22 protein-coding genes and 1 riboswitch are annotated in these 25,784 nt (G+C 42.6%); of the genes, 8 read left to right on the top strand and 14 right to left on the bottom strand.

The window, feature by feature from the left end:
• Positions 1-2: 2 nt before the first annotated feature.
• The 6 genes from ACWYVB_RS01090 to metA all read right to left on the bottom strand — a co-directional run bounded on the left by ACWYVB_RS01090 (position 3) and on the right by metA (position 8,530).
• On the bottom strand, positions 3-3,182 hold the full coding sequence (locus ACWYVB_RS01090; protein WP_457527817.1) for a response regulator: 3,180 nt from the start codon (positions 3,180-3,182) through the stop codon (positions 3-5).
• 145 nt (positions 3,183-3,327) lie between these two features.
• The gene (locus tag ACWYVB_RS01085; protein ID WP_457527623.1) at positions 3,328-4,998 is read right to left on the bottom strand and encodes an EAL domain-containing protein; all 1,671 of its coding nucleotides are present in this window, start codon (positions 4,996-4,998) and stop codon (positions 3,328-3,330) included.
• Positions 4,977-5,486: a hypothetical protein gene (locus ACWYVB_RS01080; protein WP_457527621.1), complete on the bottom strand. Its 510-nt coding sequence runs from the start codon at positions 5,484-5,486 to the stop codon at positions 4,977-4,979. The genes ACWYVB_RS01085 and ACWYVB_RS01080 overlap by 22 nt, the downstream gene beginning before the upstream one ends.
• Positions 5,486-6,415, bottom strand: coding sequence for a phosphate/phosphite/phosphonate ABC transporter substrate-binding protein (locus ACWYVB_RS01075; RefSeq protein ID WP_457527619.1), 930 nt, complete (start codon positions 6,413-6,415; stop codon positions 5,486-5,488). The genes ACWYVB_RS01080 and ACWYVB_RS01075 overlap by 1 nt, the downstream gene beginning before the upstream one ends.
• 269 nt (positions 6,416-6,684) lie before the next feature.
• A complete protein-coding gene (gene pilW / locus ACWYVB_RS01070) occupies positions 6,685-7,410 on the bottom strand; it encodes a type IV pilus biogenesis/stability protein PilW (protein ID WP_046874884.1) in 726 nt (241 codons plus the stop codon).
• Positions 7,411-7,588: 178 nt separating this feature from the next.
• Entirely contained in the window at positions 7,589-8,530 is a 942-nt protein-coding gene (metA, locus tag ACWYVB_RS01065) for a homoserine O-acetyltransferase MetA (RefSeq protein ID WP_006741610.1), read from the bottom strand.
• A gap of 340 nt (positions 8,531-8,870) precedes the next feature.
• Between metA and ACWYVB_RS01060 the strand changes: the two genes are divergently transcribed.
• Entirely contained in the window at positions 8,871-9,257 is a 387-nt protein-coding gene (locus tag ACWYVB_RS01060; RefSeq protein WP_258627507.1) for a DUF6559 family protein, read from the top strand.
• A 173-nt stretch (positions 9,258-9,430) separates the two neighbouring features.
• On the top strand, positions 9,431-9,766 hold the full coding sequence (locus ACWYVB_RS01055) for a DMT family transporter (protein WP_065646842.1): 336 nt from the start codon (positions 9,431-9,433) through the stop codon (positions 9,764-9,766).
• A gap of 74 nt (positions 9,767-9,840) precedes the next feature.
• On the opposite strand, the gene ACWYVB_RS01050 is transcribed toward ACWYVB_RS01055, so the two are convergent.
• Positions 9,841-11,268: an APC family permease gene (locus tag ACWYVB_RS01050; RefSeq protein WP_457527616.1), complete on the bottom strand. Its 1,428-nt coding sequence runs from the start codon at positions 11,266-11,268 to the stop codon at positions 9,841-9,843.
• Positions 11,269-11,964: 696 nt separating this feature from the next.
• Here ACWYVB_RS01050 and ACWYVB_RS01045 point away from each other — a divergent pair.
• Positions 11,965-12,915 (top strand): LpxL/LpxP family Kdo(2)-lipid IV(A) lauroyl/palmitoleoyl acyltransferase, encoded by a 951-nt coding sequence (locus ACWYVB_RS01045; RefSeq protein ID WP_041853039.1) that lies wholly within the window; start codon positions 11,965-11,967, stop codon positions 12,913-12,915.
• A 70-nt stretch (positions 12,916-12,985) separates the two neighbouring features.
• On the opposite strand, the gene ACWYVB_RS01040 is transcribed toward ACWYVB_RS01045, so the two are convergent.
• Positions 12,986-14,458 (bottom strand): carboxypeptidase M32, encoded by a 1,473-nt coding sequence (locus ACWYVB_RS01040; RefSeq protein WP_457527613.1) that lies wholly within the window; start codon positions 14,456-14,458, stop codon positions 12,986-12,988.
• Positions 14,459-14,681: 223 nt separating this feature from the next.
• On the opposite strand from ACWYVB_RS01040, the gene ACWYVB_RS01035 reads away from it, so the two are divergent.
• On the top strand, positions 14,682-15,317 hold the full coding sequence (locus ACWYVB_RS01035) for a LysE family translocator (RefSeq protein ID WP_005393419.1): 636 nt from the start codon (positions 14,682-14,684) through the stop codon (positions 15,315-15,317).
• Entirely contained in the window at positions 15,317-15,883 is a 567-nt protein-coding gene (locus ACWYVB_RS01030; protein WP_457527611.1) for a threonine transporter RhtB, read from the top strand. The genes ACWYVB_RS01035 and ACWYVB_RS01030 overlap by 1 nt, the downstream gene beginning before the upstream one ends.
• Positions 15,884-16,003: 120 nt before the next feature.
• Here ACWYVB_RS01030 and ACWYVB_RS01025 read toward each other — a convergent pair whose 3' ends face one another.
• Positions 16,004-17,380, bottom strand: coding sequence for an alanine/glycine:cation symporter family protein (locus ACWYVB_RS01025; RefSeq protein ID WP_457527609.1), 1,377 nt, complete (start codon positions 17,378-17,380; stop codon positions 16,004-16,006).
• Positions 17,381-17,502: 122 nt separating this feature from the next.
• Positions 17,503-17,602, bottom strand: a riboswitch (glycine riboswitch).
• 528 nt (positions 17,603-18,130) lie between these two features.
• Between ACWYVB_RS01025 and ACWYVB_RS01020 the strand changes: the two genes are divergently transcribed.
• Both ACWYVB_RS01020 and ACWYVB_RS01015 read left to right on the top strand, forming a co-directional pair.
• The gene (locus ACWYVB_RS01020; protein ID WP_005377784.1) at positions 18,131-18,289 is read left to right on the top strand and encodes a hypothetical protein; all 159 of its coding nucleotides are present in this window, start codon (positions 18,131-18,133) and stop codon (positions 18,287-18,289) included.
• 31 nt (positions 18,290-18,320) lie between these two features.
• Positions 18,321-19,055 carry a chromosome partitioning protein ParA gene (locus ACWYVB_RS01015; protein ID WP_457527607.1) on the top strand — a complete coding sequence of 245 codons (735 nt, stop codon included), beginning with the start codon at positions 18,321-18,323 and terminating at the stop codon, positions 19,053-19,055.
• Between the two features lie 91 nt (positions 19,056-19,146).
• On the opposite strand, the gene ACWYVB_RS01010 is transcribed toward ACWYVB_RS01015, so the two are convergent.
• Together ACWYVB_RS01010 and ACWYVB_RS01005 are read right to left on the bottom strand one after the other, a co-directional pair.
• Positions 19,147-19,530 carry a hypothetical protein gene (locus ACWYVB_RS01010; protein ID WP_005393414.1) on the bottom strand — a complete coding sequence of 128 codons (384 nt, stop codon included), beginning with the start codon at positions 19,528-19,530 and terminating at the stop codon, positions 19,147-19,149.
• Positions 19,531-19,630: 100 nt separating this feature from the next.
• On the bottom strand, positions 19,631-19,996 hold the full coding sequence (locus ACWYVB_RS01005; protein WP_012841881.1) for a VOC family protein: 366 nt from the start codon (positions 19,994-19,996) through the stop codon (positions 19,631-19,633).
• A 219-nt stretch (positions 19,997-20,215) separates the two neighbouring features.
• Between ACWYVB_RS01005 and ACWYVB_RS01000 the strand changes: the two genes are divergently transcribed.
• Positions 20,216-21,472 carry an MFS transporter permease gene (locus tag ACWYVB_RS01000; protein WP_457527605.1) on the top strand — a complete coding sequence of 419 codons (1,257 nt, stop codon included), beginning with the start codon at positions 20,216-20,218 and terminating at the stop codon, positions 21,470-21,472.
• A 114-nt stretch (positions 21,473-21,586) separates the two neighbouring features.
• On the opposite strand, the gene ACWYVB_RS00995 is transcribed toward ACWYVB_RS01000, so the two are convergent.
• The 3 genes from ACWYVB_RS00995 to ACWYVB_RS00985 form a co-directional block, all read right to left on the bottom strand.
• Positions 21,587-23,536 carry an LTA synthase family protein gene (locus ACWYVB_RS00995; protein ID WP_457527604.1) on the bottom strand — a complete coding sequence of 650 codons (1,950 nt, stop codon included), beginning with the start codon at positions 23,534-23,536 and terminating at the stop codon, positions 21,587-21,589.
• A 186-nt stretch (positions 23,537-23,722) separates the two neighbouring features.
• A complete protein-coding gene (locus ACWYVB_RS00990) occupies positions 23,723-25,135 on the bottom strand; it encodes a sensor histidine kinase (protein WP_053807511.1) in 1,413 nt (470 codons plus the stop codon).
• Positions 25,125-25,781: a response regulator gene (locus ACWYVB_RS00985; protein ID WP_005393404.1), complete on the bottom strand. Its 657-nt coding sequence runs from the start codon at positions 25,779-25,781 to the stop codon at positions 25,125-25,127. The genes ACWYVB_RS00990 and ACWYVB_RS00985 overlap by 11 nt, the downstream gene beginning before the upstream one ends.
• Between the last annotated feature and the right edge of the window lie 3 nt (positions 25,782-25,784).

Here is a 25,784-nt window from a genome sequence, read left to right as displayed (position 1 = left end):
ACCTATATCGCATTTTCAATCTGGTACAACAGCTTTTCTCTACGAACAGGCTTGGGTACATAAGCGTCCATGCCTGAATCGAAGCAGCGTTGAATGTCATCATCCACAACACTTGCCGTTAGCGCGATGATGGGAGTCTTAGGAAGACCTTTACTTGCTTCGTAGGCGCGTATTTGTCGCGAGGCTTCGAACCCATCCATGATCGGCATCATGCAGTCCATCAAAATGATGTCGAACCCACCATCTTTTTGGAACATTTCGACCGCAACCTGTCCGTTTTCGGCCACTTCAAATTGATAACCAGCTTTGGATAAAAGCAGCGAAGCGACTTTTTGATTTACTCTGTTATCTTCGACGAGCAAAATCCGTTCTGAGCGAATAGGCGTCACGGTCGCTTCTGATTGTTCAGCATGCGAGGTTTTTTCAGGAGTGTGAGTGGTGTTTGTTGCCAGTCGCTTTTCATCAGAAGCAATATTGGAAATGCGTAGTCCAATGGCTTTATCTAATTTCTCTTTCAACAAACCCGCTTTAAAAGGTTTGGGCACATAATCATCCATTCCAACATCAAAACACTTTTGAATGTCATCATCGACTACACTTGCTGTTAGCGCGATAATTGGGATTCTGAACGTCCGTTTTTCTTTTGCTTCAATTTGACGGATCATTTTGGTTGCTTCAAACCCATCCATCACAGGCATCATGCAATCCATTAAGATTAAGCAGTATTGATTCTGTTGAAACATATCTACGGCTTCTTCTCCGTTTACGGCGATATCAAAGTCGAAGCCCGCTTTTGTGACGTGTAATCCAGCGATTTTTTGATTGACGGTGTTGTCGTCGACCACCAAAATTTTTGGGAAAGTCTTAGTATTGGGTGTTGTCGTGTTCTCTTTGTTTGCTTGAGGGAAGTTTGCAGCACAAGTTTCAAGTGCTTTTACTAAACGCTGTCCTAAGAGGGGTTGAGTGACCAATGCACTAATGCTGTTACCAAAATCACGTTGAGCACTATGAAGGTGTTTAATAAGACACACTCGAACATTTTGCATGCAAAGTCTTTTCATTTCACCTAGATGTTTGGCTGTGGTATTTGGAGAAGTTTCTACGTTGATAACAACGATGCGCTCGTTATCAATCCACGTTGGCAGAGCATCCAGTGTATTTACTGATTGCTGAACATTGATGTGGAAAAAGCTCAACTCGTCACGCAGCTTTTGCTCCAAAGTAGGGTTGTTGCAAACTATCCATATATCGTTGTGATTAAGGGAGTGATAGCCATTGAACTCTTGAGTCACAATTGGAGCCGTAAGTTCGAAGAAAAATCGGCTACCTTTGCCTTTCTCGGATTCAAGCTGAATCTCACCGCCCATCAACTCTACCAGCTGCGTGCTAATTGCAAGCCCGAGCCCTGTCCCTCCAAACTGTCGGGTGGTGGAGTTATCTTCTTGGGCGAAAGGAGCAAATATCTTCTTTTGTTGCTGCTCATCAATACCGATCCCTGAGTCTTTGACTGAAAACTCGATACTCGCTTCACCATTTTTGATTTCTCTAGTGATGACAGAGAGTTCAACGCAGCCTTGTTCGGTGAACTTTACGGCATTGGACATGAAGTTCATGATAATTTGGCGTATACGGTGATCATCCAACATAACGTGATAGGGCGTATTGCGGCTGATGCTGACTTGAACATCGATGCCTTTTTCTTTCGCTTTCGGGGAAATAATAGAAGCAATATCGTAGATGGATTCACGAACACAGGTTGAATGAGGGCTGATAAGCAACATACCAGATTCAATTTTAGAGAAGTCCAGAACGTCATTTATTAAGCTCAACAGTAATTGCGAGGAGGTTTCTATCGTGTCGACATAATCACGTTGTGTCGCCGTTAGCGGCGTGTCTGACAAAACTTCTGAAATGCCAATAACACCGTTTAAAGGGGTTCGAATCTCATGAGACATATTCGCCAGAAAGCTACTTTTGGCTTTGCTTGCCTCGATGGCATCATCTTTCGCCTTTTCAGCATCTTCTTTGGCTTGGGTTAACTTTTGTCTTGACTGCTCACGTTCATAACTCAGTTTTTTTACCTCTTTAGCAAACTTACTGAGCTCATCTTTCCCTTTGGTCAACTCTGTCAGTGGTGAGTTTTCATTGTTGTCCTCTTCGTAAGTGTCTCGACTTAGGAATTCGAGGACTAAATTCAAGTTGCCAGTGACCTTACGCACTAACCTCAGGGTTAAACTCACAACCAGTAATGTCACGAGGCTCATTAGCGCAATGAAGCCAATGCGGTGCTGTGTTGTTTCACTGATCGTCTTGGTTATATCCTCAATAAGTTGTTGTTCCATCTGGTCATCAACGTTACGTAATAAACTTAAGCGTTTATAAAGCGCAGACAACCCGTCATCTATTTGAGTGGGTGTCAATACTCTAAGGTTTGATGGCTGCAACAAATTGGCTCGAAATGCTTGGCTTTTAGCAAAGACATTATCGGTAAAGGTTTCGATGAGGAGGTTGACTTGCTGCTTATTCGCATTAAGTGTGACAAAGCGTTCGAACAGCAGTTGTTGGTTCTGGATTAATGATTGGATACTGGCTTGGGTAGCTGGATCGTAAATCTGCCCCTGCTCTGTAGATTCCACCAAGTATTTGCTGAGTCTATGCTCTTCTGTTGACCAAAACATTAACCACTCAAGCTGCATCAATGAGGAGAGGTGAGTGTTGGTTTCATAACTTACATGGCTGAAGTAGACTCTATCCAAACTCAAAAGAATCTCTTTGAATGTGTCGGCACGCCACTCAGCAGCATCTAACTTATCTTCTGTATTATTGGACGAGAGCATTGACAGTGTTGCTTCTTCGAAATTCGTGAGCTGATTTAATATATCGGCATTGTCACCAAAAACAGGTGAAGCTGTATCTTGTAAAGTTTGAACGAGCTGGCGGGTTTCTTGAGCGTTATTCGCGACCCTTGGATCGCTCGTCAAATAATACAGTGAGGAAACACGATCTATATATTGGGAGAAGAGTTGTGCTTTTTGAAGTTCTTGAGCTTGGATAGAGAGGTTTTGTACATGTTTGCCCGCCAGAAGCAATAACAATAAGATTGGTAGTAGGACCAATCCAAAAAGTTTCTGCTTCACAGACAGGTTGTTCCAAGCAAATATCCCGACCACACGCGTTTCCATATCCAAAGAGTTGATATGAAAAGTGTAGTTTACCTATCTCAAATGTTAGATTTTAAGAGGAAATTCATACTTGCGAGATGGCGAAGTGTGACCAATATTGCAGAACGAATCCCCTTTAATTAAATGAACGCGATAAATTATTCAGTTAAGCATAGTTGCTGGCGGTTGAGTCATCTATTGCTTGGTGTTGTTGCTCAAACTCTATGATTTCTTCTGCCGGCACCGGTCTACCCAAGAAAAAGCCTTGAACAACGTCGCAGTGAAGCGATTCCATCCTTGTTAGTTGGGTCTGGGTTTCTATGCCTTCAGCTACCACTCTCATTCTTAGGTTATGAGCCATGGATATAATCGCACGGACTAATGAATCATCTTGTTCATTGTTTTGGATTTGAGCGATAAATGAACGGTCAATTTTAAGCCCATCAAACGACATTTGTTGTAGGTAGGCGAGGGCTGAGTACCCAGTTCCAAAATCATCTAGCCACACTTCTACGCCGTTAGCTTGTAATTTTCTGAGCACGTACTGCGCTTTCTCAATATCATCAATAAACAGAGACTCTGTCACTTCAACATGAATGGTTTGAGGGGGGACTTGATATTGTTGTAAATATTTCGAAAAGAGCTGACTTAAATCTTGGCGGTAGATCTGCCTAGGAGACAAATTTAATGCGATATGAAAATCAGCAGTGAAATGACCCGCCCATTGTGCTCGCTGGCTAATTGCTGTCTCGATGAGGTATTCACCAAGCTCTAAAATTAAGTCACTTTGTTCTGCAATCGGGATAAATAATTCTGGGCTGATATAACCCTTCTCTGGGTGATTCCACCTAACCAATGCTTCGACACCAATCAACTGGTAGGTGTTGAGGTCGAACTGGGGTTGATACCAAAGCTCGAACTGAGATAAATCACGTATTGAGCGGCGCAGTTCCTTTTCTATGTATAAGCGCTGCTTCACGGTCTCATCAAACGCGGAATCGTATATCGTCATGATATCTTTGCCGCGTCGTTTAGATTCTTGCGCCGCCAGTGAGGAGAGTTGTAAAAGAGACTCTGCGTTTGAGCCAAATTCCGGATACACCGCGACTCCAAGGCTTGCCGTAATTTGAATATCGTTCTCTTCCAAGTTAAAAGGAGAAAGCAATTGGCGATGAATATCGTCCGCTTTTTCTCTAGCGTGGAGGCTGTCTTTGCATGGAAAGACCAGCACAAATTCGTCAGCGCCGACTCGGCTTACGATGGTTGAAAGACGGTAAAGAGGCCGGAAGTAACTCGGCAAACGACCTTGAAGTTCTGAGGCGAGATGACCTAGCAATTTATCTCCGATGCTATGCCCGTAGTTATCGTTAATATGCTTAAAGTCATCCAGATCAATAAAAACAACCGCGAGTGAGGGAGATCTGCGGTTCGTTATTTGCTTTTGGATATCAATGAGCAACTTTTCTCGGTTAGGCAGGGAGGTAAGAATGTCGTGATACGCCATGAACTCCACCCGGCTTGTGTATCTGTTCACTTTGTTCGACATTTTGTTATACGCCGAAATAAGATCACCCACTTCATCTTTACTTTTTATATCAGTGATTGGCAGTGCTTGAGTATTTGACTCTGTAAATTGTTCTTTAAGTTGTTTGAGTGGTTTTATTAATGAGCGACCCAAAGCATACGCGATGGCACTTCCGAGCAGAACGGATATCGCACTGATCGTGAGCAGCAAGTTAAACATCTTTTGCTTATCGTTTGAGGTAAGCGCTTGTACTTGCGCAATGTTTTGTTCTTTCTCTTCTAATAGATGTGCTAGGTTGAGTTCAAGATACACCGCGCCCAGTGTGATATTCGATTGCTGAATCGGTGCCGCAATTCTAATTGATGTTTAGAAAAAGAAATGAGAATTCTAGACTCTTCTATTGCTTTTAAAATAAAGCGAGAACGGTAATGAGGCTGGGCAAACATACTCAGCTGAGTCGTACCGTCGTGAAAGATTAGCCCTTCATTATCAACAACGTGTATCTTCGAGACATCTGGTTGGCTTAATGTCGCTTTAATTTGCTCGTACGCTTGGCTGATATTATCCGTATAGAGTGGGTCAAAAAGTTGTTTTGATAATAACTCTGCGTAAACCAATCCTTTTTGCTTGACGTAAGACTCTGTTTTTTCTTGTGAGTTCTCGGTGATTTGGCGGGTTAAGTTATTTGAGTACGTATCGTAACCATGCATATATAGTGCGAGGTTTATCACTACGACAAACAGGACAACAAAAATGGTCGAGCAAATGTATTTAGTTTCGAGTGAGAGTTTGTGGAACATCAATCCACCTTCGGTAACAAGTGAATAGATGTTCGAACGGTATTTAAGGACGCGGACATTTCTGGCGTTAGATCGGTGATCTTTTTCGTGTTTTGGAACTGTTTAAGTGCTAAAGCACCTTGCTGAGATGCCTCCATACCGAGCAATATTGACGTGATTTTATGTTGCTGATCTTGGCTTAAGGTCGGAGAGGCGAGAATTAAGTCTCTAGGTATTTCTACCGAGCGAGCGAAAATCGTTAGTTTGTCTTTCATGCTTTCTGGAAGATCTTTAGGGTTGCTCCAATTGAAATTGCTGAACGCTCCTGCTGCGACTCTCTGCTTATACACCCATACTGAAAGGTTGATTTCATTCGATTGAGCCAAGTGCTCGTCAAGGAATAAATATCCAATACTGTCTTTGGCTGGTTTGCCATCGGAGGAGGGGAGGTATTCTAATTTCTCCCCTTGATTAAGCAGTGTAATAGCGGGTAAGTAATAGCTGCTGGTGGATGTACGCTTTTCAAAAACAAGTGTTTTTCCGCGCAGGTCAGAAATCGACTCGATACCACTCTCTTTGTGGGTAAAGAATACCGTATGATATTTTTGTAAACCTTTTTTCCAGCGTATGGCAATGGCTTGGCTACCAGACTCTGCCTCGAGGGTCATTGCATTGAAGGGGGTGGCTGTTGCAATTTGAACGGTGCCATTTTTTAGTGCCACCGCGAGCTGGCGATAATTTTTAAATACTTTTACAGCACCCTTGGTGTATCCGTATTTAGCCAAACCATTGGTCACGTACTGCGTAAAAGGCGTCGACTTTTTGATTTTGCTTTGAGCTTTATTGGAAACAATGCCAAACGTGAATGTTTTTTCAATATTTTCTTGTGCACTGACGACAAAAGGCGAACTCAGCAAAGTGAGTGATAACAGAGTGCAGGCAGGTTTCATCCGGCTTCAACTTCCTTCTGGTGCATGTCAGTAATATTTAGCATTTATTAATGCGCCCCAAATCAATAGTAAAAACAGTATGATGTACAAATTTCGTTTTACTAGCGCACTTTTATAATGTGACTTGGTCACTTATTCCGTTCAAATAGTACCGAATTTGAAGTTTATGTACAGGATGAATGTTTCACCGTGGGTTTGAATTCACTGGATTCTTAGTCAAGTTCAGTAGTGTCTGTGAGCGAGTACACCTTCTTTATCATGATGTCGTGTTAAGAAAATCTCTCCAATTGCTTTTGATATTTTTTCTCGAGTGCTTCATTACCTGCTGCACGTTCAAGTTGAATCATGAGCTGTAAAGAGGGTTTCTTAACGCCATACATTTGATTAAACCTCATTAATCGAATTCTGGCTTCAGTGTAATTGCCGCTATCAATTTCTAGCTTGGCTAGCTGCAAAATAGATTTTGGCCTATGAGGGTCATGATCAATAGCTCGGGCGAAGTAATATTTCGCTTTGTCTTTATCTTGTGACTTCAACGCGCAAAATGCGGCGTTTTCATAACTGGCCGGAATGAGATAGTAATAAGGCTGCTCAATGGCTCGATTAAACATTTGATCGGCTTTCTCGAAGTCACCCCGCTTGCAAAGAAAGGTGCCGTAGTTATTGAGCACGTTACCGTTTTTGGTGTGTTGGCGTAGAGAGCGTTTATACATTTGCTCGGCTTTAGCATCTTCACCAACCGTTTCATAGTAGTGAGCCATCGATAACTGAGCACGATAGTATTGAGGTGCGTGGGTTAAGGCTTGTTGCAAGTTATCATGCGCGCGAATCATATTGCCGCCTTCTAAATAACCTAGGCCAAGTGCGATACGTGATTCTGCCATTGCTACAGGATCGGCTTTAACGACAGGACTACCATCTTCTTTCACCGTCACGCAGCCCACAAGTGCAAACTGAGACATTAATAGTAGTGCACCGAGCTTTGTTGTTTTCATTCTTTGTCCCTACATCCCTGAATCTCCCAGCATGATATGAATTACGTAGCAAAAGCCTATGGAGGAAAAAACACTATGCGATCAGGTTTGCAAACTGGTATGAAAAAGCCGCCATATGGCGGCTTGGTTCACATATTACATTTAGGCATCATAAGCGCTTTGTTTGCGTGCTTTGAGGTTAATCGTCTTTAGTAAAAGCGTCTTCACTGAAGTGATCAAGATCATAAGGTGTTTGCTGGTAAACGCAGTAGTTCAGCCAGTTTAAAAAGAGGAGATGTCCATGACTTCTCCAACTGGCAATTGGTGGATTATCAGGATTGTTGTTTGGATAGTAGTTGACGGGAATGGCTGGTTCCATGCCTTCGCTTAAATCGCGGATATATTCGTTATGTAAGGTATGCGAATCGTATTCAGGATGCCCAGTAACAAACACATTTCTCTTGTCTTTTGTTGTCGCTAAGTAAACACCTGCAACATCCGATGTGGCTAGGATGTCTAAGTCGGTATGTTCTTCTAAAAAGTGAGGTGAAAAGTCGGCATAGCGTGAATGAGGCGCTAAAAATGTGTCATCAAACCCACGTAACATAGGATGGAATTGATGATGAATTTGGTGATGGTACACGCCTGAAAGTTTTTCTTTACGCGTTTTTTTAGGTAGATCGTAGAGCAACTTCAGCCCTGCTTGTGCTGCCCAGCAGACATAAAGAGTCGATGTCACATGATCTTTTGCCCATTCCATGATGGTTTTTAGGTGGTCCCAATAAATGACATCTTCAAATTGAACCAAACCTAGTGGGGCACCAGTAATGATCATGCCATCGAAATTTTTATCTCTCACCATTTCAAATTGACGATAAAAAGTATCCAAATGTTCGGTTGGCGTATTTTTGCTTGGGCGGTTATCAATGCGCAATAACTCGACATTGACTTGTAATGGGCTGTTTGAGAGTAGACGCAAAAACTGAGTTTCAGTTTCTATTTTTTTGGGCATCAGATTCAGGATCAGCACTCGTAAAGGACGTATTTCCTGACTCGCAGCACGCGTTTCACTCATTACGAAGATGTTCTCTGTCCTTAGCACATCGGTGGCTGGTAATTGATCTGGAATTCTAATTGGCACGACTTTCTCTCCCTAAGCATAGTCAATCTAGACGTCTATACTTCTAAAGCTAACTTAATTAAGTTTAGATGTCGATACGAAATATGACTTTTCAATCTACTCTTTACATTATGGTAAACCGAGCTCGAAGCTGTCACACAATTGTGACTAGAGCGGAGTTTCTGATGAGATATGCTTGAAACGCTGGTCGTACTATTTGCTGGTAATTATGTGATCACGTTAATATGTGAAAGTGACTTCGTTGTAAGGAAGTCTCAGATTAATGAGCCATACTAAAAACAATCAGCTCACCAATATGCATTAAAGTGTGTATTTGGAAACATCGTCAGTGGAGGACATTATGTTCGGTATTTTTAAAAGAAAGACAAAAATTCAGAGCATCGCTCAAGAGGTTCCTAGCGTACTATTGCGCTTGTTTGGCGATAAAGACACTTATACGCCGAAAGAAATTGATCAAGCCCTTCAAGAACTTGGTTATGATAATAGCAAGGATCTAAGTCATTATCAGTATGCCTATGGAATGTTTGCCAATGAAGCTTCTTACGAGCAGTTAGGGTTGACGGATGAGTTAGGTAATTATGGTCACTTTCAACGAGAAGTGGGCAAGATGCTGCTCAATACACCAGAGCCAATTGATATGCACATCTACTTTGAAATTGCTCGGCAGCACCAAAAATCAGGCCTGTCGCTTACTCATCAAGAAGTGAGTGAAAGCGATGGCGTGTGAATGTCTCTATACCCAAGTGATCACGCTGTGAATCCTGCATTTTGAAGCCGCTTGAGTAAGAGGTATTCCATCGAGAGATGAGTTGGGTATAATGCGCGACCTAATTATCCGGACGTGTTGTCGGTTACATTTCTGTTGAGCGTTAATGCCTTATGTTCAAAATGCTTGTCTCTATGCCGCCAATGTTGGCGCTGTCGATCGCGATTGTATGTGAAGTGATTGCCACTTCCTATATTCCCAAAACAGAGCAATTTACGAAAATGATGCCGAGCACAGTCGTTCTGATTGGTTACGGCATTGCTTTCTTCTTGCTTTCCGTCACGGTAAAAACGATGCCTGTTGGGGTTGTTTACGCCATATGGAGTGGGGCGGGTATTGTTTTAGTTGCGACGGTTGGCTACTTTGTTTATGGACAGCGGCTAGATTTGCCGGCGCTTGTTGGCATTGGGTTTATCCTCACTGGTGTGATGATCGTGAATCTGTTATCTAAGACTGTAGGACACGGATAACCAACACCACTTGTGATGCCAAATAAAAAGCCGTAGCGAGAAATTGCTGCGGCTTTTTAATGTCAATCCAATAGTTAACTTACTAGTACCTCAAGCATTTTGCTTTGTTGACGATGTTTTCGATTGCGATACATCACGGCGGCGAACGCTGGGAGGCTAAATGTGATAAACCCTAATATCAGTGCATATGCCCCAGTTTTTGCGCTAATTCCTGCTGGTACGTCAAAAGATACAACAATCGTCACCAAGCAACTCATCAAGCCTAACCCAGCCACTAAACACATTCCTATTTTTCCGCCCGAAACTCGAAATGGGCGCTCAATATCTGCGTGTTTGTAGCGTGAGACCAAAAAGCTAACAAAAATACAGATGTACATTACCATATAGAGCTGAGTCATCAGGATATTCAATAACCACATGCTTTGATTGACGTTAGGAACAAAAATGAAAACCAAAGAGAGCACGCTAACAATCGTGCCTTGCAAGAGCAACAATGAGACGGGGGCTTGGTTGCGGTTTTCTTTGGCGAGCGACATCGGCATGAAACTATCTTTTGCGGCAACATGCAGACTTTTAGTTGGGGCGATTATCCAGTTATTCAGGCTTGCAAGCGTGCCAAAAACAATAGCAAGGGCAATGACAGGCAGCAGGAATGAGAGGTGCAGATCATCAAAAAAAGCTTTGAAGGCAAGTATCACTCCTTCACTCAAACTAGAATGGTCACTTGAGACGACCGAAGAAATAGACAGTGAGCACGCCGTCAGAGAAACCAAGATTAAGATTGTGGAGATCAGCAGAGCTTTGGGATAGGCTTTTTGCGGATTTTCGACTTCGCTTGCATAAGAGGTCGTGATTTCAAGGCCTGTCAGTGAAAGAACTACCGCAGTAAAACCCGCTCCGATCCCATCTTGAGAAAGGTCCGGCAACCAGTCAGATACGTGGCGAAGCGAGATATGAGACTCACCAGAGTGGGTATACGCCCAGTACCCGCCTAATCCGATAATCAATAGAATCGGAAATATCAAACCTAGGGTGCCGAATACATTTGTAATCAGGGAAGAGAGGCGCAAGCCAAAGATATTAACTAAAGTTAATGCCCAAAAAATCACATTAATCATCAACAACATAAACATGTTGTTTTGCGCCAGATCTGGGAAAAAAGGATAGGCTCCCGTTGCAACAATGAATGAAATTAAAGGTGGATAGTAAACAATATTTTCAGCGTATTGATACCACACGGTGGCAAAGCCAAAGTTTGGCCCTAGTGTTTCTTTGCCCCAAAGATATACACCACCTTGCTCTGGATAAGTGGTACTTAGCTCAGCACACACTAGCGCTGTAGGGACAAAAAAACAGAGTCCAGCAAGTAAGAAGAAAGAAATGGTATGGCTACCAAACAAAGCCGCCCCAGGAATGTTCCTTATGCTGTCGACCGAAGTTACGGTAATCATGATGATAGAGAAAACACTCAATTTAACGGCGGATTTAACGATATTGCTCATTCGATACCTTTAATGGATGAGCGCACAACTTCTAGGTTGTAAAAGTAGCGTGCTACAAGTAAGACTCGCGTATTGTAGATTCCTCATAAATAGTGGGTATATAGCGAAAAACGGTATGTATTTATCCGAAAATGAGCTGAAAACAACGCGCTTTATTTCCATGGGATATAAACGAGTGATATGTCGGATAAATAAACACTTATAGCGATAAATTAGAACCTTTGGGTAAAGGTTTGACTTTCCCCTAAGGTCAAGGAGTACATTAACGCCATATCGAAATGAAACGATGGAGAAACACAATGGGATGCTGTAACCAAGCGCCAAAAGGTGGCACCGGAAAGTTGTCTTACTTGTTCAGGGTAATGGTTATCATGTTTATTGTTATTTTCATGATAGCTGCATTATGGGGTTAAAAAAACACCATTATCTAGCGCATTGAAAACACAAAGTTATGTTTGTCCAAACTTTATGAAAGTGCGGTAGATTAATCACTCCAATCGATGTTAACGTGGTGATTCATCTTTGCTGCTTTTTCATCCCCCTACATATTTCTGCAAAGTTCTTATTGTGTAGTGTGTCGAAGAACCATAGAATCCGCGCGCTTTAATTTATGTTATTAGCGCTATCAATGATAAAAGTGCAGTCCATTATCATTGTTTTTATCACTTATAGATGGGCACATCTGACAATACTCACATGAATAAATACCAAAAGCCTGAATTCAAGGCTGAATTTCTTTTGCCTCGTTACTGGGGAACCTTAATTATCATCAGCGTGATGTACTTACTCAGTCTCCTTCCTTTCAAAGTTCAGTTAGCATTAGGACGTGGCATTGGCCGTTTAGCTATGCGAATCATGAAAAAACGTCAAGTTACGATTAGGCGCAATCTTGAGCTTTGCTTTCCTCAGATGGAAGAATGCCAACGCGAAGCAATTTTAAAAGACAATATCGACAATACAGGTATTGCGCTATTTGAGACGGCGATGGCATGGTTTTGGTCTGATAAACGGGTAAACAAACACGTTACGATAAAAGGAATGGAGCACCTCGAGGCTTTAGAAAAATCAGGCAAGGGGGCATTAATGTTGGCCGTACACTCGATGAACTTAGAGTTAGGTGCTCGTGCTTTTGGCATTAAAAAGTCTGGAACTGGTGTTTATCGCCCAAACAACAATCCGTGTTTTGATTACTTTCAATACAAGGGGCGTTCTCGCTCTAATCGTACGCTTATTGATCGCAAGAACGTTAAAGCCATGCTTGAAGCGCTTAGAACGGGTGAGCGGGTCTGGTATGCACCGGATCATGATTATGGAAACCGACGCTCAACGTTTGCGCCATTATTTGCCGTTAAAAATGCTTGCACGACGACAGGTACAAGTCTGCTGGTTGATTCGACAGATTGTGCCATCGTGCCTTTTACGATGGTAAGAGGAAAGGACGGACACTATACCTTGACGATTAGTGCGCCAGTCGACGGTTTCCCGAAAGAAGATCCTCAAGGTGCGGCAGTTTTCGTGAATAAGATAGTTGAAACGTCAATCATGGCAAGTCCGAGCCAATATATGTGGCTTCACCGTCGGTTTAAAACCAGGCCTGAAGGCGAGGATTGTTTGTACAAGCCCAGACTTATCCCTAGCTTGGCATAGCATAGAAAGAGCTTAAAAAAGCCCAAGGAACATACGAACCTTGGGCTTTTACGTTCTATTCTTTTTCTATTTACAAGTAGCGGCCTTTTAGGTGCGCTTGGAAGTGCTTAGCATTTAGTGTTTCACCCGTTGCTTCTCTTACGAGATCATCTGTTGTTAATAAGCTACCTTTACTCCAGATGTTCTTCGACAGCCAATCGAATATCGGCGTCAGATCGCCAGAGCGAATAACCGTGTCCACATCTACCGTTTGCTTCATTGCTGCCATGAACTGCGCTGCGTACATCGCACCGAGAGTGTAGGACGGGAAATATCCAAAACTTCCATCCGTCCAGTGAATGTCCTGCATACAACCGTTTTTGAAATTCCCTTCCGTTGAGAGTCCCAAATACGCTCTCATTTTTTCGTTCCAGAGCTCTGGTACGTCTGTATGCTTGATGGCACCGTTCATAAGATCACGTTCAATCTCATATCGAAGAATAACGTGGGCAGGGTATGTTAATTCGTCCGCATCTACGCGAATAAAGCCTTTCTCTACGCGAGTGTAGATTTTGGCTAGATTGTCTTTTTCAAATTCATCCCCAGAAAAATGCTTGGAAGCCATGTGAGCAAGGTGGTCGATAAATGCGTTGTTTCGTCCTATTTGCATTTCAAAGAAGAGCGATTGTGACTCATGAATTCCCATAGAGCGGGCTTGACCAGCTGGCGTTCCTGCTAAATTTTTTGGTAGTCCTTGCTCGTATCTGGCATGGCCAGTTTCGTGGACGATCCCCATCAATGATTGGACAAACTCGCTTTCATCATAACGTGTTGTAATACGCACATCTGTTGGCACACCGCCACAAAATGGATGGACACTTTCATCAAGCCGACCGTGTTCAAAATCGAATTGAAGTAGCTTCATGACTTCCAGCCCTAGTGCTTTTTGTTTTTCCGCAGGGTAGTGCGCAGTTGGCAATAAGATGTTGTCTGATTGCTGTTTTTCAAGCGCTTCGTCTATCAAGGAAGGTAGCCACGTTTTTACGTCAGCAAAAAGCGCGTCTAACGATGCAGACGTTGTGCCTGGTTCATAAATATCAAGCATGGCATCGTAAGGCGTTGTGCCGTTTGCTTCGGCTCTAATTTGCGCTTCTTCTTGCGATAGCTTGACGACTTCTGCCCAGTTCTTTTCAAAGCCAGACCAGTCATTTTCTCCTCGTTGCGTACGCCATGCATGTTCACATTTGGAGCCAGCAAGAGATTGAGCTTGAACTAATGATTCTGGTAGCAAGTTAGCTTGTTGCCATTCACGTTTCATTTCTCGTAGGATGGACTTTTCACTCGCAGATAGCGTCTCTTCTTCTGCCTGAGCGAAAAGCTCGCCCAAGTGTGGCTGAGTCATCAATGAGTGGATGTGTACATCAAGTTCTGCCATAGCATTGGAGCGCGCTTCAGCGCCACCAGATGGCATGACCGCTGCTTGGTCCCAACCTATGATGGCAGAGAGGTGCTCAAAATTTGCCACTTTTTTGGAATGTTCAATGAGTTTTGTAAATGCTTTCATGTGACTACTCTTATTCTTTTGTTCTTTCCCTAAACACCCGATAACGGGTCCTTTACGTCGAGTTGCACGAAACAACCTGCGTTAATTTACTAATAATTAACAATTAATCGTCACTCATTGTCCATAAATTCACCCAGTTGTATAGCTCTCTTAAAAAAGAAGCTTGCGAATCTCGTGGATTGACGGTATTGATGACGGATTAACAATTAATTATCACGATAATATGGATATCTTGAATTTTGAGGCATTTATTATTGCCATCACTATTTTAACGCTAACGCCGGGTTTAGATACGGCCCTTGTTATCCGTAATACCAGTCGCGCGGGTTTAAAAGACGGATGTACAACCAGTTTAGGGATTTGCTTTGGCTTATTTGTGCATGCTTTCTTTTCAGCGGTTGGTATTTCGGCCATTCTGGCGCAATCTGCAGAGTTGTTCCAAATCGTAAAAATGATTGGTGCAGCTTATCTTATTTGGCTTGGTCTGAGCAGTTTAAAAGCCCTGATGTCGTCGAAGAATGGTTTGTCAGTGACTGAGCAGGTTCATGAAGTGTTTAATGGCAAACGCTCTTTTAGAGAGGGCTTTCTTTCTAACGTCTTGAACCCAAAAACGGCAGTTTTCTACTTGGCGTTCTTGCCACAGTTTGTGAATCCAGAAGGTTCTCCTTTGCTTCAATCAATGATGATGGCATCCGTGCACTTTATTATTGCGATGGTTTGGCAGTGTGGTTTGGCTGGCGCACTTAACTCAGCTAAGAGCCTGTTAAAGAATGCAAGCTTTATGAAGTGGATGGAAGGGGCGACGGGCGCTGTCTTAGTCGCACTTGGCGTAAAGTTATTGATTGAAAAGCCCGTGTAATGCGCAATATTTACCACCTTTTGATATTGCTCGTTGTGTTTATTACTGGCGTGGTTGGTGCCATTGTTTGGCAGACATGGCCACAGGTACAGTTTGCGCAACGTGGCATGACCTGGTCTTGGCACTGGGGCTATTTCGAGCCATTTTCCAATGGAATACAACAGACGCGAACTCAAGACACGAAACAGCTATTACTTCGACGTGTGTATATGAATGACGGTATTGTCGTTTTTGTCTCGACAACAATGGACAATAAATTTGAAGTTGATGTTGTAAAAGAGCAAAGTTGCGAACCTAAAACGACAACTTGGGCTTCAGTATCCGTCAACCATCAACGCATGAGACATGTGCTGATGGTTTGTGATGCACTGGGGCAGAGCTACTTTTATCGCTACATCGGGAAGCATCTTGAATCGATTGAAGTTGGGGTTGGAGATTCGTTCGTGACAGAGGCGTTTTCAGACTGGCCGCTATCAGAGCTGAAGTCGGATCAATTCAAGCAAAAAAATGCGAAGTTTTTTCAAGAACGTGGAGAAAAGGTTGAGCATCAATGGTTGAGAGATTAACCGCTTAGCTTAAGATAAAATAAAGCCCGCTGAATACCAGCGGGCTTTATGTTTTTTACCATTTCCAATTTACTTTACTTTCAGCGATTGACGGTTTATTACTGAACACTTGTCATGTCACTAAGCTTTTACTGCTTCAATTTCATCAGATTGCGATGCTGAGCTAAAGAACAGCTTGGTTTCTGCCAGTACGACGTGACGCAGTGCGATCAAACCGATTAGGTTAGGAATCGCCATCAGACCATTTACGATATCGGCGAGTAGCCAAATCATGTCTAGATGGAGGAACGCGCCTGATGCCACCAAAGCAACGAAAATCAGCTTATAAGGAAGCACCGCTTTTGTACCAAAGAGGAACACAACGCAACGCTCACCGTAGTAGTTCCATCCAAGAATGGTTGTGAATGCAAAAAACATCAAACCAATTGAAACCAGCATTGGGCCAAATGTATCCGCATTCAAACCTACCGCAAAGGCATGAGTCGTCATTGCTGCACCAGAAAAGTCGCTTTGCCATGCGCCAGTAAGGATCAAGGCTAGGCCCGTCATGGTACAAATAATGATGGTATCAAAGAAGGTACCTGTCATTGAAATCAGGCCTTGTTTCACACAAGAGTCTGTTTTCGCTGCCGCTGCTGCCATAGGCGCGCTACCCAAACCAGATTCGTTTGAGAATACGCCACGAGCGATACCTGATTGGATTGCCAGCATGATACTTGCACCTAAGAAACCGCCGGTCGCTGCTGTTGATGTAAAGGCTGAGACCAACACTAATTCAACGGCATTGAACAATTGGTCTGCATTCATGATGATCACGCTTAGACACGCCAACACGTAAAATACAGCCATGGTAGGAACCACTTTTCCTGCAACGTTAGCAATGGATTTGATGCCACCCAAAGTTACGAAAGCAACCAAAAGGGTTAGTACAAAGGCAGAGAGCTCACGGTCAACACCGAGAGATATCTCACTTGCATCCAGAATCGCGTTTACTTGTGGAAACGTACCAATACCAAAACAAGCAACACCCAAAGCAAACACTGCAAACATGATCGCGAGGGCTTTTGAGCCAACACCGTATTGCAGGTAGTACATCGGGCCACCAATCATTTGGCCTTTATCATCGACTCTTCGGTATTTAACCGCTAACAAACATTCGGCGTATTTAGTCGCCATTCCGAAAAGGGCGGCGAGCCACATCCAGAATAGGGCACCTGGTCCACCAAGTTTGATCGCGGTGGCAACACCAACAATGTTACCAGTACCAATCGTTGCTGAGAGCGCAGTACAAAGTGCTGCAAAGCTAGAAACGTCACCTTGTTTATCAGATGACTTATCTTTACTGAATACCATCGCTAGCGCTGTTGGGAGATGTTTAAACTGGATCAAGCCGAGGCTAAAAGTGAAGTAAACACCGGTACCCACTAGCAAAATAAGCAGTGGTGGACCCCATACAAAATTATCGACGGTTTGTAGTAAAGATTGTAGGTCGTTCATGATTTCCCCTTAATAAAACAACTAATAAGGAGAAGAGGGAAAGGACGAGATCAACGATCTCTAAAAGAACTAAGCTATTGGTTGTAGGCGGGAAGGCCAAGCAAAATAGTTAGGTTGTAACTTTCCACTCCTCTGTCCTTTTGCCTGAGAGTTTCACCTTGCGTGAGTGCAAGACTTGCTCCTTCGGCGACCGATTTAACGGTTCTCTCCAGAGGTTCCTCCAACTACAGTCCCCGCTACCTAGGTAGCACCTGAAATAGTTAATTCTTCGGCGAGTTATGCTAATCAAATGTTAAAATTTGATTAATAACCACTCTCCTGCAGTCTTCATCGGAACAATTACTCAATTAAATGAGTAAAGGTTAGTTAATGATGCTGGTCATCATTAACGTGTGAACTCTATCATGTTTTTGGTCCATTTCAACACCCTATGTCAATTTATTTTCAATGAAATAACCTCATCTATTTTCATGAAGGTATGTTTGCCAATCTTTTTGTGCGAGCAACTGCATAAACAAAACTCATTGGGCTAGGGAATAGAACCAAGAACACACTTCAGAACGATAAATATGTTTCGATTATTACGGCATAAGTTATTCAATTGAGAACACAAATTTGATTAAAATCGAAGCACTTATTTTAAAATCTACGCTAAGTTGACCTTATGGGGCGTATAAATGAGTTACAATAAATCTTTGTGAAACCGTCTATGGACCTAGGCAGTTTTTCATGAGTGGACAAGGAGGCGGTATGACCAGATTATTAGCCATTGCGGTGTTGATTGCAGTAGCATTTGTGCTGTTTCGTTATCGAACCAATGAAAAAGTCCAAAAAGCGACCGTTATAACATTAATTGGCGCCTTTCTGATTTATACAGCATCGATTATGTTTGCGGAATTGATCCGCTAGCAAAGTAAAAGAGTCCTTGGAGTAGTATACGGTGAGTTCTCAGAACAAGATGGAAGAACAAGACGACGTTGTTGTCATTGAAGAGCGTGACAAACGTACTCATATCTATATCGCGATTGCTGCGGTATTAGGCTTGGCATTTGGTGGCCTTGTTGGATCGATTGTCACTGCGAACAAGTGGGAATCGACTTATCATGTGCTAGAGGAAAAATACCAAGCGTTGACGCAAGATAAAAAGCAGTTGGTGTCTCAAGTAAAAGTGCGCGAAGAAGCGCTCGACCAAGAAATACAAGATAAAGTCACTGAACTGCTCGCTGCGAAAGATGAAGCGCACGAGAAAGCGCTTAAGAAGCTACAAAAGCAATTGACTGAGGTCGAGAAAGTTAACCTGTCGCTAGAGTCTCAATTGAAACAACAGGCAGATAAGATCAATACGACGAAGTCGGAAAATGAGAAGTTGAGTCGTCAAGCGGATATGCAAGCGACTATCTTTGAACGATCACGCGAGGTGTTTCAAAAAGAGCTGAAAATTTCGCAAGAATTGGAGTCTCTAGAGAAAGAAAGGGCGAAATTATTGCCTAAGATCGAGAAACTCAAAAAAGAGTGTGATGTATTTTTGGAAGGTAAATCTTGGGACGTGAAATCGGACGCGTGTGATAAACACGATGAAGCCAATTCACGACTAAGTCAGGTCGATCAAATGATTGAAGTTTATAAAATGGATCTCAAGCAAATCAAAGCAATAACTGAAGATATCGGCCTCTAGATCTTTTACACCTGATTTTGGAAAGTAAAAGGAGCTCTTTAAGAGCTCCTTTTTCGTTGCTAGCTTTAAACTCGGGAGCTAGCGTTTATTCTTAGATACGCGAGGCGTCATAGCCTGAAGCAAGCAGCAACTCTCGCTCATGTTTAATCAGTTGGGCGCGATCTTCAATCAGTTCATTGAGAGCTAGTGAGGGTTTGCCTGCTAAAGCCTTGAACGACTCAAAAGATTCCGCGGTGTCGATTTTATCAATCATCTGACTGATGACATTACGAGCCTCACACGGGTTACTCGTAGTGGTAAAGTATTCCACTTGCTTTGCTGCCGATTTCATCTCTGTCAACAGCTCAAGTGGGCTGCTCTCTTTTGCTACCGCCATGTAGTTATCCAGCACGCGCTTTGCGTAAAGCAGTTCTTTGAGGGGGATATCTCTTCCACTCTCGATTAGAGATTCGCTAAGGATCATACTTGAGCTCATGGGCATTCCTTCTTATATACAACGCAGCTTTTGATGTTTCCCTGAGTCTAATTTATTGAAGTCACATTGGGAATGGGTAAAAAGCATTTTTAACGCATTTTTATTCACTAATGAAAACGCGAATGCGATGTTTATCCGGATCGGTAGCCACAAAATTTAAGCCATACACCGAAGTCATTGGTGGTTGAGCAAACTCAACGCCCATGTTTTTCCAACTGTTGTAAACGTGCTCTAACGTATGGCGGTTGCGCACTGCAAATGATAACTCGGTGCCACCACCTTTGATGTCGCTGGAAGGGGAAAGAACATCACTTTGCTTGAGTGTCAGTTTTAAGCCATTTGCGAGTGGCATAGAAGCAAATGTTGGAGACAAAAACGTGACCTCACAATCAAACAGTTTCGAGTAAAAAGCTTGGCTTACTTGGATGTCCTCAACATAGAGAACGAATGAATTGATAGTTAGCATGGTCTGTTTCTCAATTTACTAGAAGTATGAGGTTGAATCTAACGGAAGGGTAAGACAGGCTTTGTCAGTAGACCAAGTTAAAGTACCTTGTTTGAAATAGTGAGAAGTATCAGTTTCAATTTTATTGGCTCAGGATCGAGCATATGAACATATCGTTTGCTTTGTATTTGATTCCATTTATCTTCTCGACATTTCCTTGTCAAAAGCAATCCCGTTCATATGTGTAAAACGATTAGTTCACTGTTAATTATTATTTTTTGTGTTACATGTTCATTAAGTATTTCAGCAAAAAATATAGAAAAGAAAGAAAGTCAAACTTTAACTATCAATGAAATCAATAATAAAGAAAAAATTCGTGATCTTACAGAAATAGAAAGAGTGAGCCTTTCAACTATCTATCTTCTTTACAAAAATGGAGTGATAACGGAGAGTGAAGCAAACCAAGAGTTTGGACACTTTCTCGAAAATGAAGACAGAAAAAATGCCTTATTGAAACTCGCTCACATTGATGACGCTCAAAAAGAACTGAAGCAAGCCGAAGAAAGCAGTGACTGGGTGAAACTATTTAACTTAGTTAACTTGATGAAACTATGTGGAGTGTTGCTTCTTATCGCTGCTGTTGCTTATTTTATCGCTCAAACCTACGAACTTCTTCAAGATATCGGTAGGGTATTTTGGCGACTTATTTGCACATTACCCGCGATTTGTTACCAGATTCTATTTGTTATCATTGGCTTAACCCTAGCCTTAGTTCCAATGATTATCAGTATTTCAGAAGCGCAATATGTTGTCATTTTTGGTGTGTTGCTCGCTTATGTCGCACTAGTATGGTGGACTATTCATTACGAAGAGCAGTCAGAAATTCTCCTAGAAAAACTCTCCTTGGGTTTACCAATTGGTATGGTTTGGTCTTTTTATCATGCTATTTACTTTGGCTTTTTTGCCATCCGCGAAGAGATCGCATTTTTACAGCTAGTGACATTTTCATGGGTTGTTCTTGGTATTGCAGTGGGAATTTTTAAGTTATTTAACTTTGAAGACAAACCTTACAAAGGAACAAAGTGTTTTTCTTTAGCATTATCATCGACCATTGTTACTTGCATAATACTATTCTTAAACCAGAGTTCAGATTGGATTACGCCATATTACAAATTTACTTATTATGGGTTAGTGCCATTGCTGTTGTTGTCCTTTTCTATTTCGGGTTTTTATCTACAAAAACCAAGTTGGGTTAAAAAATTTTCAAATATTATGATGTTTTCACTCCTATTTATTAGCGCACCCTTACCAAGTTTTGGCCTGGATAATTTGTACGCTATGATTAATAGTGGTGTATTTGCCTATGGTTTTATCACGATAACAACGATGGTATTTCGGGTCAGTTTTCTGTTTGGCTTGATATCAACAAGCCTCGTTGTTTACGTGTTGGCCTTAGTCATCGAACATAATCCTGAAAAGTTCATTCTCTACATATGAACTATGATTTTCTAGATACAAAGTGTGCGTTCCTCCATGTACTCTAAGAGTGAAGAGTCTTACAGAATAAAGAAAAGGAGCCATTTGGCTCCTTTTTAACTGAATCAGCGGATATTAGTTGGTACGTTTCGAAGCGTACCAGTTGTTTTGATACGCCTTAGATGCAAACAATGCGTTTGCTTTTGCGCGTTCAATAACGGATTCATCGACTTCTAGCGGTTTCATGGTTTGGCTTTCAAAGTCGTACGCCAGGGTCGATACTTTTTCACCAGGAGAAAGCACAACTAGGTTGTCACGCGTTAAATAACCAAAGTTTTTGTCGTATTGCATCATTGCGCGTTCATCTTCGCGAGCCAGTGGTTTCGTTAAGTCACGACCAATCATCGGCGTTTTGGCGTCTACGCCAATAAGAGACAACAGCGTAGGCGGCATATCTATGTTGTTTGCGATACGGTCATCTTTACGTGGTTGAATGTCTTTACCAATGATCAATGCAGGAATATGGAAGTGCTTAACTGGAACCAAGTTAGCACCAGACACGCGGGCATCGTGGTCTGCAATGACAATGAAAATAGTATCATCCCAGTAGGATGAGTTTTTCGCTTTGTCAAAGAACGTACCCAAAGCGTAATCTGAATATTTTACCGCGTTATTACGCGTCATGTGTTCGGAATCGTATGGCTCAATTTTACCTTTCGGATACTCGTAAGGACTGTGATTGCTTGACGTAAAAACTAAGCTGAAAAAAGGTTTGTCGCTTTTTGAAAGGCGTTCAAACTCTTCGTCTGCTTTGTTGTATAAGTCTTCATCACTGACCCCCCAAGAGCCAACAAAGCTTGGGTTATTGTAATCATCTTCTTCGACGATTTGATCAAAACCATTACCGAAGAAGAAGGTTTTCATGTTATCGAAGTTTGCTTCACCGCCATAAATAAATTGCGTGTGATAGCCTTGTGCTTTGAGTAAGTCTGCGATGGTAAAGAAGCCTGTTTGGCTTTTGCTTAGTTTCACCACTGCGCTAGAAGGGGATGGTGGAAAACCCGTGGTTACGGCTTCGATACCACGAACAGAACGAGTACCCGTTGCGTACATTTGCGTGAACTGCCAACCTTCAGCCATGAGTTCATCCAGGTTTGGCGTAAGAGGCAGACCACCCAAAGAACCCACAAATTGCGCTCCTAAGCTCTCTTGTAGCAAGATCACTAAGTTCTTACGTTTACCATGGTAGGTCGCAGGGTTACTGTTCATGGTTGGAAGCAATGTAGGATCAAAGTCGGACTTTTTTGACGAAGCGCGAACTAGCTCCAGCATCTTTTTATTATCCATCTTGCCATAGAACTGCTCTGCGCTTTTTTCTGACTTCATGCTGTTGACAGCAAACAGCAGTGAGTAAGATGAGTTTAATGCTAAGTCGTTAAGCAGTGGATCGTTAGAAAACGCCACCATGGCAGGGTTTAGCGGGCGGTGTCCTAAAGACGAACGTGCGCCTGCAACACCAAGAAGCACAACGAAAATTGCTAATAGTGGGCGCCACTTCCAGTTGATCTGCTGTGCATTGTCGGTCAGTTTTTTGCTCCACTTCCAACCCAAAACTAGAGTTAATGCCGTGCCTAACGCGCCAATAAACAGCTCTAGCTTATAGCCAGTCCAAAGCATGCCCATGACCTCTTTCGGATAGATAAGGTATTCCACAAACAGACGGTTTGGGCGTAGGTCATATTCTTGAATGAATGGTGCCGTTGCCAGTTCCATGTACACGAGAATCCAAAGCCCTACAACCATCCATATGCGCAATATCCATTTCCAGCAATGCCCAATCTTGCCGTTTAATGGCATTAGGGCTGAAAGCAGTGCAGGGAGGATGAATAACCAGCACAGTGTTGCAATGTCTACGCGTAGGCCTTGGCCTAGGATGTAAATTAAGTCGTTGAAAGAGTCAATTCGATCAAGTTGCCAAAAGGCGAGCAAAACGCGTGAGATAGACAAAAATATAAGTGAAAACAAAGAAAAAGCAGCAATTGGCTGCAAAGGCCCCCACACAGAGCCCTTAGATAAGTTTTTCATATTTATTCGAATAGTTTAATTGTTATGTTGTGTTGTTTTTAACAAAGCAAGCGTGAAATAAACGTGAATTATAATGTGGGTTTATGGTCGAGTAGTGTAAGTGTTGGTATGTCTATGTAAGTGTGGAATGAAGCTCATGTTCGGCTGGAACATAAATTAAACAGGTTATGGTCTGTATCGCTTTTGTTAGCACTTTGGGAAAGTGACGACAAACGTATTCCTACTATTTTCTCTGGGAATGAGCTCAAGTGTTGCACGGTGTAGTGCTGTAATGTCTTTGCAAATTGACATCCCTAAACCTGCACCGTCGCCATGTTCAGAATGACCCCGATAAAACTGTTCGAAGATTCTTTCACGAGTTTCTTTCGGGATTTCTGGGCCAGTATCGGAAATTAAGACTTTGATTGTATTATTGTTCTCAGTGACGCTGACTTGTATGTCACTGTGCTCGCCGGAGTAACGAATCGCATTATCGACGAGGTTACGAAATAACACCTCTAACAACATTCGATCACCGGATATAGCGATGTTGGAAGATGATAAACTGATGTCTTGCTTATGCTTCAATGCTAACGGTGCCAAATCAGCAACAACGGTTTGCAACAAAGGGGTTAGCTCAACGGTGTCGAATACACGTTCTGATAAGCTATCTACTTTAGCTAAAGTCAGTAGCTGATGGATAAGGCGGTCAGTGCGTTCAATGCCTTGCAAAATGTTGTGTAAATCTCCTCTCAGTTGCTCCGGATCATTACTTTCAAGTGCATTTTCTACGTTAAGACGAAGGATTGTTAGTGGGGTTTTTAGTTCATGCGCTGCAGCACGTGTAAAGCGTTTCTCTCTTTGCCAGGCTAACTCTAGTTCAGAAAGGAGAGAGTTGAGCGAATCGACAAGTGGTGCGAGTTCAACGGTGTTGTCTTTTACATGAATGCGATCTAATCGGTGTACGTTTCTTTGTGTGATGGCGGTGCGCAGGTCGTTAATCGGTCGGAAATGTTTATCGATCAACCAAAACAGCAAAAGCAACAAAGTTGGTAGTATCAGCAATTGTTCTATTGATGTGGATAGGGCAATTTCGTGGATGATCTCTTTACGTATCTTGTATTTTTCTGCAACCACGACGTATTCATTATCATGTTTTGTTTGTGGTAGTGAAATCTGAAATGTACGCCATTGTGTACCGTCTTTTACGATATCAGCGTAGCCGTTATTATCAAAGGACGTAGAGAGTGCGTGCAAGGTTTGATCAGAGCTCCAGAGCAGTGTGTTGTCTCGATAGAATTGAAAAACCAAGTTTTGTTCATAAGGGTGGCCGAACGTTGTGACATTGTCATCGTCAGACTTTGACATTGACTCAATGTTTTCCATCCACTCATTAAATAATTCTCGATGGTTAGCGAGAGTCCTCTCTTCCGTTGAAATTGAGAGCGTCAGCAACATTAATTTTGCGGATTGTCCAAGCCTAGCGTCATAAACTTCTTCGACCTCGTGCTTCGCAGATTGGAAACTGAAATAAAGTGAGATGAGTAAGAGAACACTTACTAACACGCCTACTGATAGAGTTAACTGACGTTTGATCGAGTACGATTTCTTATCTTTCAAGAATGTACCCCACACCGCGAATATTTTTAATGACCACTTTGGGCGCTTTTTTACGCAAATTGTGAATATGAACTTCGATAGCGTTGTCGCTTGAACCTTCATCCCAGCCGTGCAGTGATTGTTGCAATTGCTCCTTACTTTGCACGCGTCCGGCGTTCGTCATCAAACTGGTGAGGATTTTAAATTCATTGCGTGTGAGTTTAAGCGGCGCGTCATCGTAGCGAATGCTTTGTTCCGATAAGGATAAAGATAACTGTCCAACTTGAATGATTTCTTCTGCACTACCGGATTGACGGCGAATCAACACACGCAAGCGAGCGAGCAACTCTTCGAGTGCAAACGGTTTTCCGAGGTAGTCATCTGCGCCGCCGTCGAGGCCTTGAACGCGATCGCGAATGTCGTCTCGGGCGGTAAGTATCATCACTGGGAGCTTAAATCCGCCTTTGCGAATATTACGCAGAACTTCCAATCCATCGATATCGGGGAGAGTGAGATCCAAAATCACGGCAGTGAACGCTTCTGTTTTGAGTGCGCTAGTCACGCCAGACCCTTTTTCCACCCAATCCACGGTGTACCCATGGCGACTTAATGAAGTCACCATGGATTGACCGAGTAGTTTGTCATCTTCTACGAGTAATAAGCGCATGGT

Source organism: Vibrio sp. JZG10, assembly GCF_054064075.1.
This window is presented reverse-complemented; position numbering and strand designations above follow the sequence as displayed.

Coding starts and splice junctions, on each gene's coding strand:
- ACWYVB_RS01090 (WP_457527817.1), bottom strand. CDS start 3,182: ATGGAAACGCGTGTGGTCGGGATATTTGCTTGGAACAACCTGTCTGTG.
- ACWYVB_RS01080 (WP_457527621.1), bottom strand. CDS start 5,486: ATGTTCCACAAACTCTCACTCGAAACTAAATACATTTGCTCGACCATT.
- ACWYVB_RS01075 (WP_457527619.1), bottom strand. CDS start 6,415: ATGAAACCTGCCTGCACTCTGTTATCACTCACTTTGCTGAGTTCGCCT.
- pilW (WP_046874884.1), bottom strand. CDS start 7,410: ATGAAAACAACAAAGCTCGGTGCACTACTATTAATGTCTCAGTTTGCA.
- ACWYVB_RS01060 (WP_258627507.1), top strand. CDS start 8,871: ATGTTCGGTATTTTTAAAAGAAAGACAAAAATTCAGAGCATCGCTCAA.
- ACWYVB_RS01055 (WP_065646842.1), top strand. CDS start 9,431: ATGCCGCCAATGTTGGCGCTGTCGATCGCGATTGTATGTGAAGTGATT.
- ACWYVB_RS01050 (WP_457527616.1), bottom strand. CDS start 11,268: ATGAGCAATATCGTTAAATCCGCCGTTAAATTGAGTGTTTTCTCTATC.
- ACWYVB_RS01045 (WP_041853039.1), top strand. CDS start 11,965: ATGAATAAATACCAAAAGCCTGAATTCAAGGCTGAATTTCTTTTGCCT.
- ACWYVB_RS01040 (WP_457527613.1), bottom strand. CDS start 14,458: ATGAAAGCATTTACAAAACTCATTGAACATTCCAAAAAAGTGGCAAAT.
- ACWYVB_RS01035 (WP_005393419.1), top strand. CDS start 14,682: ATGGATATCTTGAATTTTGAGGCATTTATTATTGCCATCACTATTTTA.
- ACWYVB_RS01030 (WP_457527611.1), top strand. CDS start 15,317: ATGCGCAATATTTACCACCTTTTGATATTGCTCGTTGTGTTTATTACT.
- ACWYVB_RS01025 (WP_457527609.1), bottom strand. CDS start 17,380: ATGAACGACCTACAATCTTTACTACAAACCGTCGATAATTTTGTATGG.
- ACWYVB_RS01020 (WP_005377784.1), top strand. CDS start 18,131: ATGACCAGATTATTAGCCATTGCGGTGTTGATTGCAGTAGCATTTGTG.
- ACWYVB_RS01010 (WP_005393414.1), bottom strand. CDS start 19,530: ATGAGCTCAAGTATGATCCTTAGCGAATCTCTAATCGAGAGTGGAAGA.
- ACWYVB_RS01005 (WP_012841881.1), bottom strand. CDS start 19,996: ATGCTAACTATCAATTCATTCGTTCTCTATGTTGAGGACATCCAAGTA.
- ACWYVB_RS01000 (WP_457527605.1), top strand. CDS start 20,216: ATGTGTAAAACGATTAGTTCACTGTTAATTATTATTTTTTGTGTTACA.
- ACWYVB_RS00995 (WP_457527604.1), bottom strand. CDS start 23,536: ATGAAAAACTTATCTAAGGGCTCTGTGTGGGGGCCTTTGCAGCCAATT.
- ACWYVB_RS00985 (WP_005393404.1), bottom strand. CDS start 25,781: ATGCGCTTATTACTCGTAGAAGATGACAAACTACTCGGTCAATCCATG.